Origin of the sequence: Streptomyces sp. NBC_01520 (assembly GCF_045040375.1) — a bacterium.
Classification (GTDB): domain Bacteria; phylum Actinomycetota; class Actinomycetes; order Streptomycetales; family Streptomycetaceae; genus Streptomyces.
The window spans coordinates 5,777,352-5,790,324 of the sequence record NZ_CP109404.1 but is presented as its reverse complement, the minus strand read 5'-3'; the positions used below and the strand labels follow the sequence as shown (position 1 = coordinate 5,790,324).

12 protein-coding genes are annotated in these 12,973 nt (G+C 69.9%); 3 read left to right on the top strand and 9 right to left on the bottom strand.

Annotation, left to right across the window (positions count from 1 at the left end; genetic code table 11):
* Nucleotides 1–108 precede the first annotated feature (108 nt).
* Nucleotides 109–1,500: a purine-cytosine permease family protein gene (locus OG524_RS26465; protein ID WP_405388366.1), complete on the top strand. Its 1,392-nt coding sequence runs from the start codon at nt 109–111 to the stop codon at nt 1,498–1,500.
* Nucleotides 1,501–1,685: 185 nt separating this feature from the next.
* On the opposite strand, the gene OG524_RS26460 is transcribed toward OG524_RS26465, so the two are convergent.
* The 4 genes from OG524_RS26460 to OG524_RS26445 all read right to left on the bottom strand — a co-directional run bounded on the left by OG524_RS26460 (nt 1,686) and on the right by OG524_RS26445 (nt 8,331).
* Nucleotides 1,686–3,104, bottom strand: a complete 1,419-nt coding sequence (locus OG524_RS26460) for a sugar porter family MFS transporter (protein WP_405388367.1) — start codon at nt 3,102–3,104, stop codon at nt 1,686–1,688.
* A 252-nt stretch (nt 3,105–3,356) separates the two neighbouring features.
* Nucleotides 3,357–7,085 carry an AAA family ATPase gene (locus OG524_RS26455; protein ID WP_405811783.1) on the bottom strand — a complete coding sequence of 1,243 codons (3,729 nt, stop codon included), beginning with the start codon at nt 7,083–7,085 and terminating at the stop codon, nt 3,357–3,359.
* A gap of 314 nt (nt 7,086–7,399) precedes the next feature.
* Complete coding sequence (locus OG524_RS26450; protein ID WP_018551753.1) at nt 7,400–7,612, bottom strand: hypothetical protein; 213 nt, start codon at nt 7,610–7,612, stop codon at nt 7,400–7,402.
* 437 nt (nt 7,613–8,049) lie between these two features.
* The gene (locus OG524_RS26445; protein WP_405388369.1) at nt 8,050–8,331 is read right to left on the bottom strand and encodes an acylphosphatase; all 282 of its coding nucleotides are present in this window, start codon (nt 8,329–8,331) and stop codon (nt 8,050–8,052) included.
* Nucleotides 8,332–8,486: 155 nt separating this feature from the next.
* On the opposite strand from OG524_RS26445, the gene OG524_RS26440 reads away from it, so the two are divergent.
* Nucleotides 8,487–9,410, top strand: coding sequence for a CAP domain-containing protein (locus OG524_RS26440; RefSeq protein ID WP_405388370.1), 924 nt, complete (start codon nt 8,487–8,489; stop codon nt 9,408–9,410).
* Between the two features lie 49 nt (nt 9,411–9,459).
* On the opposite strand, the gene OG524_RS26435 is transcribed toward OG524_RS26440, so the two are convergent.
* Nucleotides 9,460–9,582, bottom strand: coding sequence for a hypothetical protein (locus OG524_RS26435; RefSeq protein ID WP_405388371.1), 123 nt, complete (start codon nt 9,580–9,582; stop codon nt 9,460–9,462).
* A gap of 232 nt (nt 9,583–9,814) precedes the next feature.
* On the opposite strand from OG524_RS26435, the gene OG524_RS26430 reads away from it, so the two are divergent.
* A complete protein-coding gene (locus OG524_RS26430) occupies nt 9,815–10,213 on the top strand; it encodes a winged helix-turn-helix transcriptional regulator (protein ID WP_405388372.1) in 399 nt (132 codons plus the stop codon).
* Nucleotides 10,214–10,233: 20 nt separating this feature from the next.
* Here OG524_RS26430 and mutM read toward each other — a convergent pair whose 3' ends face one another.
* From mutM to OG524_RS26410, 4 genes are all read right to left on the bottom strand, one after another.
* A complete protein-coding gene (mutM, locus tag OG524_RS26425) occupies nt 10,234–11,109 on the bottom strand; it encodes a bifunctional DNA-formamidopyrimidine glycosylase/DNA-(apurinic or apyrimidinic site) lyase (protein ID WP_405811782.1) in 876 nt (291 codons plus the stop codon).
* 74 nt (nt 11,110–11,183) lie between these two features.
* Entirely contained in the window at nt 11,184–12,008 is an 825-nt protein-coding gene (gene rnc / locus OG524_RS26420; RefSeq protein ID WP_405388374.1) for a ribonuclease III, read from the bottom strand.
* Between the two features lie 19 nt (nt 12,009–12,027).
* Nucleotides 12,028–12,201, bottom strand: a complete 174-nt coding sequence (gene rpmF / locus OG524_RS26415; RefSeq protein WP_003965982.1) for a 50S ribosomal protein L32 — start codon at nt 12,199–12,201, stop codon at nt 12,028–12,030.
* Between the two features lie 2 nt (nt 12,202–12,203).
* The gene (locus tag OG524_RS26410) at nt 12,204–12,812 is read right to left on the bottom strand and encodes a YceD family protein (protein WP_405811781.1); all 609 of its coding nucleotides are present in this window, start codon (nt 12,810–12,812) and stop codon (nt 12,204–12,206) included.
* Between the last annotated feature and the right edge of the window lie 161 nt (nt 12,813–12,973).

The following is a 12,973-nucleotide window of genomic DNA, read 5'->3' as shown; positions in this document are numbered from 1 at the left end:
CCTGTCCAGTATCGGCCACGGCCGTCGTCCGGGCGCGGTTCCCGGGTTCCGTCCGACCGGACGGAAGGGTGTTATGCGCCTTTTGGTGGTAAAGGTACGCTACTGCCCGTGGAGAACCGAGGCCTGGATCCCGTCCCCGAAACCGAGCGCACCGGCCGGGTCCGCACTCTCTTCTTCACCTGGGTGGCGGCCAACACGACGGTGCTGCTGCTCACGGTGGGTGCGGGACTCACCGTCTTCGACGGGCTGAACTTCTGGCAGGTGCTGGCCGTCGCGGCCACGGCACCCGTGCTGTCCTTCGGTCTGGTCGGCCTCGTCTCGGTCGCCGGGAAGCGGGGCGGCGCCCCGGGCATGGCCCTCTCCCGGGCGGCTTTCGGACAGCGCGGCAACCTCTTCCCCGGAGCCCTGCTGTGGGTGGCCCGCTGGGGCTGGGAGTCGGTCAACGCGGTCACCGGCTCCTACGCCCTGCTGGCGGTGCTCAACCTGCTGTTCGATGTCCGGAGCACGAGCACGCTGATGCTGGTGACCCTCACCTCCTTCGTCGCCTGCAGCTTCCTGGTCTCGGGGCTCGGCATCAGGGCACTGCGGGTGTGCTGTCCGGTCTCCGCCTACCTCTTCGGGGGCGCCAGCCTTCTCGTACTCATGCACCTGATCGGCTCGACGCAGTGGCGGGCGGTCCTGGACCGGCCCGCGGGCACGGTGGCGATGACGATCGCGGGAATCGGGACGCTGGCCGCCGGGGGCATCAGCTGGGTTCCTTCCGCCCCGGACTTCGCCCGCTATCTGCCGCGTTCCGCGTCCGGCCGGGCGATGGTCGCCGCGACCGTGGGCGGAGCGCTCGTCACGGTGCTGCCGATGGTCATGATGGGCGCGGTGATGGCGGTGGGCACACCGGACCTGGCCGTCACGAAGGATCCGGTGTCCTTCATCGGCGCGCTGCTGCCGGTGTGGATCGCCGTGCCGTACCTGCTCATCGCCGTCGTCGGCATGGTGCTGATCAACGCGATGTCGATGTACTCAGCCGGATTCACCGCGCAGACGCTCGGCTTCGCCATCCCCCGCGCCTGGGCGGTGGGCGTCAACGCCACGATCAGCCTGCTGCTCGGCGGACTGCTGATGCTGGTGGCGACCAGCTTCATCGACACGTTCGTCTCGTTCCTGACGCTGCTCGGCGTGACGTTCTCCGCCTGGATCGGGGTGTTCGGCGTGGATCTGCTGCGTGGGCGGACGTACGACTCCGCGGCGCTCATGGACACCACGCCCCGCAGCGCCTACTGGTACGCGTCCGGCTACTGCTGGCAGGCCATGACCGCCTGGGCGACGGCCCTCGTGGTGGGGCTGCTGTTCACCGGGGTCGAGTGGTTCACCGGGCCGCTGGCCACCACCTGGATCGGGCGGAGCGGGCTGGGCTGGGCCGCGACGATGGTCGTCGCGGCGGGCGTGTACGCGCTGCTGCCGCGCCCGGCCGACCGCACGGGCGGCGAGCCCGTGGCCTTCTGAGGTGACGGCGGGCAGACCACCGCATGTACGGTCCGGCGCCGCACCGCCGACACAACCTGCCGACGCGGTACGCCCTGCCGACGCGGTACAACCTGCCGGCGCGTACACCCCGGTACAGCACTGCCCCGGTCCGGCATGGGCCGGACCGGGGCAGTGCCCGGTTCCGAGGAGAGGGGCAGCGGGGATCAGCCCATCTCCTCCAGCGCCTTGCCCTTGGTCTCCTTCACGAACTTGAGCACGAAGGGGATCGAGAGCACGGCGAAGCATGTGTAGATGATGTAGGTACCCGACAGGTTCCAGTCGGACAGGCTCGGGAAGCTCGCGGTGATCGCCCAGTTGGCGATCCACTGCGCCGAGGCGGCGACGCCGAGGGCTGCCGCACGGATGCGGTTCGGGAACATCTCGCCGAGGAAGACCCAGACGACGACACCCCACGACAGTGCGAAGAAGAGGACGAAGACGTGGGCGGCGATCAGGGCCACCGTGCCCTGCGTGGTCGGGAGTTTGCCGTCCACCAGGTCCGCGGAGAAGGCCCACGCCTCGAAGGCCAGCGCCACGGCCATACCGACCGAACCGATGAGCGCGAGCGGCCGGCGGCCCACCCGGTCCACGAGGATCATGGCGATCACCGTGCCGATGATGTTGATGATCGACGTGGTGAAGGAGTAGAAGAACGAGTCGGTCGGGTCGATGCCGACGGACTGCCACAGCGTCGCGGAGTAGTAGAAGGCGACGTTGATGCCGACGAGTTGCTGGAACACGGACAGGCCGATGCCGACCCAGACGATCGGCAGGAAGCCGAAGCGGCTTCCGAGCAGGTCGCTGAACTTCGACTTGTGCTCGCGGTGCATGGCCGTTTCGATCTCGTCGACCCGCGCGTCGAGGTCGACGTTCTTGCCCTCGACCTCTTCCAGGATCTTCCGGGCCCGGTCCTTCTTGCCCACGGAGATGAGGAAGCGCGGCGACTCGGGGATCGCGAACGACAGCAGACCGTAGAGGATGGCGGGCACGACCATGACGCCCAGCATCCACTGCCAGGCCTCGAAGCCGCCGATCTCGCCGCGCTGGTCGCCGTCGGCGATCTGCAGGATGCCGTAGTTGACCAGCTGCGAGATCGCGATGCCGATGACGATGGCGGCCTGCTGGAAGGAGCCCAGGCGGCCGCGGTAGGCGGGCGGCGAGACCTCGGCGATGTAGGCCGGGCCGATGACCGAGGCCATGCCGATCGCGAAGCCGCCGATGATGCGCCACATGGCGAGGTCCCACAGGGCGAACGGCAGCGCGGATCCGACAGCGCTGACGGTGAACAGCACCGAGGAGATCTGCATACAGCGGATGCGGCCGATGCGGTCGGCGATGCGTCCCGCCGTGGCCGCCCCGATCGCACAGCCGATCAGGGCGATGGCGATGACCTGGGCCAGTGTTCCCGAGCCGATGTCGTACCGGTCACGGATCGCCTCGACGGCACCGTTGATCACGGAACTGTCGTAGCCGAAGAGGAAGCCGCCCATGGCCGCGGCCGCCGTGATGAAGATGACATGGCCGAGATGGTCCGGGTGGGCCTCCCGGGCTCCGGGCTCCGGTCCGCGCGGTGTGCTGGTCACATGAAACTCCTGGTGCCTGGCCGCAACGTCAGGCGTGGGGGGTGAGCCCTCCCAGTGGCGCACAACTTACGGCTGACCACCACTTGAAGGTAAAAACAACTTTGCTGAGGTTATGCGTTCAAGTTTCGAAGTCAAGACTTGGGTGAACTCGGAACGAGCAGACAAGTACCCAGGAACCCACAAAAGGTATGTTCAGGTATTGAAGATTTGGTGAAGGGTGAGTGACCACACCTCACCCGGCACGGCAGGCCGTCAGCGCAGGCGCTGGCTGATCACCTTGGAGACCCCGTCACCCTGCATGGAGACGCCGTACAGCGCGTCGGCGACCTCCATCGTCCTCTTCTGATGCGTGATCACGATGAGCTGGGAGCTCTCCTGGAGCTCCTCCATCAGCCGGATCAGACGCTGCAGATTGGTGTCGTCGAGCGCCGCCTCGACCTCGTCCATGACGTAGAAGGGACTCGGCCTGGCCTTGAAGATGGAGACCAGAAGGGCAACGGCCGTAAGGGATCTCTCGCCTCCCGACAGCAGCGAGAGCCGCTTGACCTTCTTGCCCGGCGGCCTGGCCTCGACATCCAGTCCGGTCGTCAGCATGTTGTCCGGATCGGTGAGGACGAGCCGGCCCTCCCCGCCGGGGAAGAGACGTGAGAAGACGCCTTCGAACTCGCGGGCGGTGTCCCGGAACGCCTCGGTGAACACCTGCTCGACCCGTTCGTCGACCTCCTTGATCACCTGCATCAGGTCGGCCCGTGTCTTCTTCAGGTCTTCGAGCTGCTCGGAGAGGAACTTGTGCCGCTCCTCCAGCGCCGAGAACTCCTCGAGGGCGAGCGGATTCACCTTCCCGAGTTGCTGATACGCCCGTTCGGCCGCCTTGAGCCGCTTCTCCTGCTCCGCCCTGACGAACGGCTTCGGCTGGTTGCGCGGGTGCTCCGGGTCCTCCGGAAGCTCCTCGCCGTCGGCGGCCGGGGACGGTGGGACCAGCTGGCCGGGCCCGTACTCGGCGGCCAGCCCGGCCGGCTCCACACCGAACTCCTCCAGCGCCTTCGTCTCCAGCTGCTCCACGCGCAGCCGCTTCTCGGCGCCGAGCACCTCGCCGCGGTGCACCGAGTCGGTCAGCCGGTCGAGCTCGTTCTTGAGGTCGCGGCCCCGGCCGCGCTCGGCTGCCAGCTCGCGTTCGCGTTCCGCCTTCGCGGCCTCGGCCGTGGCCCGTTCCTCCCCGGCCCGTACGACGGAGACCTCTACGTGGGCGAGCAGCTGACGGGCGCCGGACGCCACGGCGGCGGCCACGGCCGCCTCGTGGCGCAGCCGGGCGCGGCGCTGCTCGGCGCGGGTGCGGGCCTCACGCTCGGCGCGGGCCCCGCGGTCGAGGGCGTCGGCCCGCCCGGCGAGTCCCTTCACCCGTTCCTCGTGGGTACGGACCTGGAGGCGGGCCTCCATCTCGGTCTGGCGCGCGTTGGCACCGTCGGCGGCGAGCCTGTCCCGTACGGAGGTGTCGGGTTCCTCCTCGACCGGGGTCTCCTCCGCGACCAGCAGGCGTTCCGCGAGCTCCTCCGCCTCCTCGGTCGCCCGCTCCAGCGCCTCCTGGGCCCTGGCCGCCGAGGCGGTCGTCCGCTCGGCCTCCCCGGCGGCGCCCCTGGCCTGCCCGGCCAGCCGGCCGAGCTGCTGGGCCACCCCGGACTTCTCCCGCTCGGCAGCCCTGCGCCGGTCCCCCAGCTCCTCCACACGGGCGGCCCCCTCCTGGCGCCGTCCGGCGGCGAGCCGCTGGGCCCCCGCGAGCTCCTCGCACCGCACGACGAGCTCGGCCAGCTCGGCGGCGGCCTCGTCGACCGAGGCCTGCACCTCCAGCAGGCTGGGCGCCCCGGCGGATCCGCCGTGCGCGAAGTGCGCGCTCAGCACGTCGCCCTCGCCGGTCACGGCGGTCAGCCCGGGATGGGCGGCGACCAGGTCCTCGGCGTCCGCCAGGGTGCCGACGACGACCATGTCGCGGACCAGCAGCCGTACGGCCCCCATCAGTTCGGCGGGGCCCCGCACCAGGGAGGAGACGGCGGGCGCGTCCGGTCCCGCCGCGGCGACGGCCGGAGCGGGTGCGTCCTGCCCCTCGGCGGCGACGCCCGGGCCGGCCACGGCCGGAACCGGTTGCCGCAGCCGCACCTCTTCGCCCGTGGTGCCGTGCTGCGGGGCCCCCGGCCCCTGCACGGGCACCTGGCCCAGGGCCGGCGCGGGATCCGGCCCGTCGGCCTGCCCCGGTACCTGCCCGGCACCCGTACCCGCCGGCAGCAGTGCCGCACGGCCCGCGTCCTGCTTGCGCAGCAGCCGGATCGCGTCGGCCGCCGTGGCCGGGTCCCGTACGGCGATCGCGTCGGCGGCGGCGCCGAGCGCGGCCGCCACCGCGACCTCGTACCCGGAAGCCACGGTGAGCAGCTCGGCGGCCGGCCCGAGCAGTCCCGGCAGCCGGTCCCCCGCGCCGAGCAGGACTCCGGTGCCGTCCTTGCGGCGCAGCCCCAGGGAGAGCGCCTCGTGGCGGGCGGCGACCGCGGCGCGCTTCCGTTCCGCGGCGGTGGCCGCCTCCCGTGCGGCGCCGAGCGCCGACTCCGCCTCGGCGAGCTCCCGCTTGGCCGTGTCGTGCCGCTCCGCCAGCTCCGCGTCGCCCGCGTCCAGTCCGTCGACCTCGGCCTTCAACTGCTCGTACTCCTCCTGCGCGGCGACGGCGCGCTCCCGTGCCTCGTCGCGGGAGGCGGCCAGCCGGTCGATCTCGGCCTGCGCCGAACCGGCGCGGCTGCGGGCGGCGTTGACCTGCCCGTTCAGCCGGGCGAGCCCTTCGCGCCGGTCGGCGATGGCACGGGCGGCGTCCTTGAGCCTGCGTTCCTCGGCGGCCAACTCCCTTTCCAGCTCGGCCCGGTGCGCGGTCGTGTCCTCCAGCGCGTGTTCCGCGGCCTCCAGCGCGGCCTCCAGCTCCGCCTCCTGCTCACGGATCCTGGCTGCCTCGCGCTCCATGTCCTCGGGGTCCCGCCCGCGCCGCTCCTCCTCCGGGGCGGCGGTGGCGCTCTTGACCCGGGCGTCGGCGAGCGAGATCGTGCCCCGCACGCGCTCGGCCAGCTGCGAGAGTTCGTACCAGGTCTGCTGGGCGCGCTGCAGCCTCGGCGCCAGCCGCCGTACCTCGTCCTCCAGGTCGGCCTCGCGGGCGAGCGCCGTCCTGAGGGCGGCCTCCGCGGCCTCCCGGCGCTGCTTGAGGGCCGCTTCGTCGGCGATCTCGCTGCGCAGCGCCTCCCTGAGGCTCACCAGGTCGTCGGCGAGCAGCCGCAGCCGGGCGTCCCGCAGGTCGGCCTGGATGACGGCGGCCCGGCGGGCCACGGCCGCCTGCCGGCCCAGGGGCTTGAGCTGGCGCCGGAGTTCGTCGGTCAGGTCCTGGACGCGGGCGAGGTTGGCGCCCATCGCCTCCAGCTTCCGCAGCGCCTTCTCCTTGCGCTTACGGTGCTTGAGCACACCCGCCGCCTCCTCGATGAAGGCGCGGCGCCCCATCGGATCGGCGTGCAGTACGGAGTCCAGCCGGCCCTGCCCGACGATGACGTGCATCTCGCGGCCGATACCGGAGTCCGAGAGGAGTTCCTGGATGTCGAGCAGCCGGCAGGTGTCGCCATTGATCTGGTATTCGCTGCCACCGTTGCGGAACATGATCCGGGTGATCGTCACCTCGGCGTACTCGATGGGCAGCGCACCGTCGGAATTGTCGATGGTCAGCGACACTTCCGCCCGGCCGAGCGGTGGCCTTCCGGTGGTGCCGGCGAAGATCACGTCTTCCATCTTGCCGCCGCGCAGGCTTTTGGCCCCCTGCTCCCCCATGACCCAGGAGAGCGCGTCCACCACATTGGATTTACCGGACCCATTGGGCCCGACGACGCAGGTGATCCCCGGTTCGAACCGCAGGGTCGTGGCGGAGGCGAATGATTTGAAACCACGCAGGGTCAGGGCCTTGAGGTGCACGCCGCCGGACTCTACCTTTCACTCTCGGTTTCGCTGATGAAGGTGCAGGGCACATCAGACGGTAAGCGAAGAGCGATACATCGGGGGCGGACCGGGGAAAGAAAGAAGGGACGCCGAAGCGTCCCTTTTGATCTCGCACAGTTGAATCTCACACAGTCCTGCGTGACGGATCGCGGACGGACCGGATCACGAGCAGTCCACGGCTTTCGAGGACTGCGGTGCGTTCCAGGACAGCGATCCGTGACGAAGACATTCCAGTGGTGATCTCAAGCGGCTGGCACGAGCAGCCCGACCGGCCCCGGCGGGGCGATGGGTCAGGTCAGCGCGGGCTCCGCCTGAGGTACGTCGATGTCGATGCTGTCGAGCAGCGACTCTTGGTGCTGGGCGGCGGCATTGAGCGCGTCGTTCTCGTCCTGGATCCGTACGAGCTCGGATTCCAGGTCCTGGACGCGCTGCTGGAGCCGTCGCATCTCGGCGAGGAGTCGCGGGTCGGAACCGCCGACGTAACCGAGAAGCGCCTTTGCCATGAGGATGGTCCTCCACACTGAGTGACCGACCGATGCGGTGTGGGTCGTGAGGGAATCGCACCCGCGGTGCTCGGCAGCGCTCTGTCATCACTGCGGTTCTGCTGCAACCAACTCTGCCAAACAGCTAAGGTGCGCGGGGTTTTCAGCGTCTCACCAAAAAGTTTGACGGTCAACACGATCACACGCCGTGTAGCCGGGTGTCCCGGGGGCGCGCGGCCGGACGATCATGCGGCGCGACTCATCTGCGGGGTCCCGAAGGGCGTGGAGATCTTCGTCAATGCCGCAGCCTGGCATGACATCCGCCTCTTGGCAACCATGCCCCGCCGCCGGGTACTTTCGCAGGTCATTTCGGGTGCGCGGCCTTCCGGGCGTTCTCCGTCACCCCTCGCGGCGCCCCGGATACGGAGCGGATCCGGGCCTCCTTTTGCGGGCCGGTCTCAACGGATCGCGAATCCCTCATAAACACCGCGCGGGGTGTCCCAGATCTCAGTCACGCCGTCCACGCGGCCGGGTGTGTCGTCGGATGCGAGCCAGTCGAGCAGACGGTGGCAATTCTCACGTGGCCCCTCGGCGACAACCTGCACCCGCCCGTCGTCGAGATTGAGGGCGAAGCCGGTGAGGCCTCCGATCTCCAAAGCATTTGCCCTGGTGAACCAGCGGAAGCCTACTTGCTGTACTCGGCCGCGTACCCATACGACGAGTCGTGCGTCTTCGTTCATGCTCGAACGCTAACCGGCCAATTGCCCGAGGAGCACGTCGGCCCATTACGTCATGGCGTACAGTCCCGTCGAAATAGCCTCACCCGAACGGGTGAGACAGACGGTGAACACGGTGACGTCGCAGCGGCGCCGCCGAGCACGAGGAAGGCACGCGCATGGGACGCCATCGACGCGCAGGCGCAGCCCCCGCAGCTGAGCAGACGGCGGGCGTGGCAGGCGGGCACCGTGGTGCCCGCCGGAAGAAGCGGGCCGGAGCGCCCCTGCGCACGGGTCTTCTCGGTGTGTCCGCGGCAGTGGCCGTAGGTGCGGTCGCCGTCGCATCGGGTCTGCTGCCGGGCGGCGACACCTACAGCGTCAGCGGCGGCACCTCCGCCGACCAGGTCCGCGCCGGCGGCGCCCCCGACCTGCTGACCCAGGGCGGCTCCTCCACCGAGCCGACCGACCGGGCATCGGCCTCCGCGTCCGCGCAGGCCACCCGGGGTGGCGAGCGTTCCGCGGCGCCCTCGAAGTCCGCCTCCGCCACTCCGAGCAAGAAGCCCTCGGTCACCGCTTCGAAGCCGGCCGAGAAGAAGAAGACGAAGGCCCCGGCGCCGACCAAGGCTCCGACCGCGTCACAGAAGAGCTCAGCCCCGGCCACGAAGGCCCCGGCCGCTCCGAGGACCGCTTCCCCCTCGCCGAGCCGTACGACCGAGGCCCCGGCCGACACGTCCGTGCAGGCGGAGGTGCTCGCCCTGGTCAACCAGGAGCGCGCCAAGGTCGGCTGCAGCCCGGTCACCGCCCGGGCCTCGTTGACCGCGCTCGCCCAGGCCTTCAGCGAGGACATGGCCGCCCGCGGCTTCTTCGACCACACGGACCCGGACGGGGCGACCCCCTGGGACCGCGCCGCGAAGGCCGGCGTCGAGGGTCTCGGCGGGGAGAACATAGCCCGCGGCCAGGCCGACGCGCAGGCGGTCATGGACGCGTGGATGAACAGCGACGGCCACCGTGCAAACATTCTCAACTGCGACTACACGACGCTCGGCGTGGGTGTGCACAACGGTTCGGGCGGCCCCTGGTGGACGCAGGACTTCGGCTTCTGACAAGCCCGCACGCCTCCGCAGGCCCTGTCGGCCTCCCCGGCCGTCGCTGTCAGTGCCAGTAGTCGAAGCGCCAGTCCCACGGGAGGCCGCGGCACCGGCGGCAGTGGAAGAAGTAGACACCGCCGCAGTCGCCCAGCCGGATGTCGCCGGTGACGGTCAGAAGGTGTTCCATCCGGTGTCCGGCCTCGCAGTCCGGCCAGTTCGCGGGCTGCGTCCAGGCGGGCCAGCCGCAGCTTCGTCCCGGTGGCGTTGGAGTCGGGTGGCCACGTGGGGCATCGTGGCTCCCCAGACGCACAAAGATCGACAGGACGCTGCGGGCACGTTGGTACGTCCCGCCGACAACCGGCTTACGCCCGCGCAGCGCTCACCTCGGGTAAGCGCTGCGCGGGCGTAAGCTGGCGGGCATGAGTGAGGCAGCGACGGAGCGCGAGGGCGGTACCCCGTCCTTCGACGCCTTCTCCCGGCAGTGCCCCTCCCGGGAGACGCTGGAGCACATCACCGGCCGTTGGGGCGGCCTGACCCTGGGGGCGTTGCACGGGAACAGGCTCCGCTTCAACGAGCTGCGCCGCCGTGTCGACGGGGTCAGCGAGAAGATGCTCTCCCAGACGCTGCACGCGCTGGAGCGCGACGGTCTGGTGCACCGTGAGGCCCAGCCCACCAATCCGCCGCGCGTCGACTACGAGCTGACGCCCCTGGGCCACGAGGTCGCGGGTCGGCTGGCTGGGCTCATCCAGCTGGTGGAGGGCCGGATGCCCGAGGTGCTGGACGCCCGCGGACGGTACGACGGGGCCCGCGAAGCCTGAGCCCGTCCCGTCCGGGCGGGTCAGCCCGTGCGCGGTGGACGCTGGCAGCGCGGGCAGAAGTAGCTGGACCGGTTCATCCACGGCCTCCGGCGCATCGGTGTCCCGCAGCGGCGGCAGGGTTCGTCCTCCCGGCCGTACGCGTCGAGCGACCGGTCGAAGTAGCCGGACTCGCCGTTCACATTGACGTACAGGCTGTCGAAACTGGTACCGCCCTGGTCGAGGGCCTCGCGCATCACGTCCCGGATGTGGCCGAGCAGCTCCGCCGTCCTCGGCCGGGTCAGCGTCGCCGTCGGCCGCTCGTAGTGCAGTCTGCTGCGCCAGAGCGCCTCGTCCGCGTAGATGTTGCCGACGCCGCTGATCAGCGACTGGTCGAGCAGGGCTCGCTTGACCGTCGTACGTCGCAGGCGCAGCGCCGTGTGGAACGCGGCGTCGTCGAAGGCCGGGTCGAGGGGGTCGCGGGCGATGTGCGCGATGACGTCGGGCAGCCCGTCGGGGGTGTTGTCGTGGAGCGACAGCCCGCCGAAGGTGCGCTGGTCGACGAAGCGCAGCTCGGTGCCGAGGGCGTCGTCGAAACGGATCCTGACGCGCAGGTGCTTCTCGTCGGGGGTCTTGGCGGGCTGCACGAGCAACTGACCGCTCATGCCGAGGTGCCCCAGCAGTGAGGACCCGGCGTCGTCCGACGGCACGGCCTCGTCCAACGGCACCCAGAGGTACTTGCCGCGGCGCATCGCCGTGCCGAAGCGCAGGCCGCGCAGCCGGGCCGCGAAGTCCACGCCGCCCGCGAGGTGACGCCGGACCGCACGCGGGTGCAGGACCTCGACGTCGTCGACCGTACGGCCGGCGACCCAGCGCTCCAGGCCCCTCCGGACGACTTCGACCTCGGGCAGTTCGGGCACGGTGACTCCTTCGGCACGGGGGAAGACAACGAGAGCCCCCCGGTGCACACGGCACCGGGGGGCTCTCGGGTGGTTCAGGCAGGAGCTGCGTCCGTGTTCGGCGACGGGTCGGCAGGGGTGTCGGCGGCCCCTCCGTCGACAGCGGCTTTCGCCACGGCCTCCCGCGCTTCCGCGGCGGCGCTGATCTCGCGCCAGGCGGATTCCGCCGCCTGCTGCTCCGCTTCCTTCTTGCTACGGCCGGTGCCGGTGCCGTACGAGACACCACCGACGCGAGCGGCAGCAGTGAAGGTCTTCTCGTGATCCGGACCGGTCTCCGTGACGAGGTACTCGGGGACTCCGAGGCTCTCGCTCGCGGTGAGCTCCTGGAGACTGGTCTTCCAGTCCAGGCCGGCACCGAGGTTCGAGGACCTGTCGATCAGTGGGTCGAAGAGCCGGTGCACCAGCTCCGAGGCCACACCGAGGCCCTGGTCGAGATAGACGGCGCCGATCACCGCTTCAAGGGTGTCGGCGAGGATGGAAGCCTTGTCCCGGCCACCCGTACCCTCTTCACCGCGGCCGAGCCGGATGAAGGAGCCGAGTTCTAGGCCGCGGCCCACTTCCGCAAGTGCACGTGAGTTGACCACCGCGGCCCGCAACTTGGCCAGCTGGCCTTCGGGCAGGTCGGGGTGGGTGCGGTACAGCGTGTCCGTGACCACCAGGCCGAGCACCGAATCCCCGAGGAATTCGAGCCGCTCGTTGGTGGGCAGACCGCCGTTCTCATATGCGTACGAACGATGGGTCAGCGCACGCACCAGAAGGGCGGACTCGAGGTGATACCCGAGCCGCCCTTCCAGAAGCGTGTGGGACGAGGCCGTGTTGACGTTGTCTGCCTGCTTCTTGGCGCTGGACAACTCAGACATCGTGCCTCTCACCAGCCGCTCAGACCTCGAGGACCTGGCGCTTGTTGTAGGTGCCGCAGCTCGGGCACGCAATGTGCTGGAGCTTCGGCTCCTGGCAACGCTCGCACGAAACCAGGGTGGGGACCGCAGCCTTCCACTGCGACCGGCGGTGGCGCGTGTTGCTGCGCGACATCTTCCGCTTCGGAACAGCCACGGCTACTTCTCCTGCTTCTCGTCGACGCCAGCTTCGGCGCCGCCCATGTTGTCCTTCTCGCCGTCCTGAACGGTATCGGCGAGTCCTTGCAGTGCCGCCCAACGAATGTCGACGGCGTCGTGGTGGTGGCCCGGGTTCTCGTCCAGCCTGATTCCGCATTCGGAACACAGACCGGCACAGGTCTCCTTGCACACCGGCTGCAGCGGCAGTGCGAGCACCACCGCGTCACGCAGCACAGACTCGAGGTCGAACAAGCCGTCCTCGAGGAAGAACCTGTCCTCGTCGTCCTCGGCGTCGTCGACCGGATCCGCGGTCCTGCTGCGGTTCCGGTCATCGGCGTCAGGGTACGAGAACATTTCCTGGAAGTCCGCCTCGACCTCAAGGCGCAGCGGCTCCAGACACCTTACGCACTCCCCCTCGGCCGTTGCACGGGCGGTGCCTGTGACAAGCACCCCTTCCATGACCGATTCGAGGCGGAGGTCCAGCACCAGGGGCGCCTTCTCCGGCACGCCGATGACCCCGTCGATACCGAGATCCTTGGGTGCTTCCACCGAGCGGGTGAGCCGCTTGAGGGCACCGGGACGCCGACCCAGCTCGCGCGTATCGAACACGAGGGGGTTGCGGTGGTCGAGGTGACCGTTCAGGGCTTTTCCTGCTTTCGAAAATCATGTGCAATGTGCGGCTTCCGGAGCGACCGCCCTCGATCCGAAGGGAAAGCGGGCAGCCGGGATCGCGGACATACGCGCGACCGAGGATCCAGGATACTGGACGT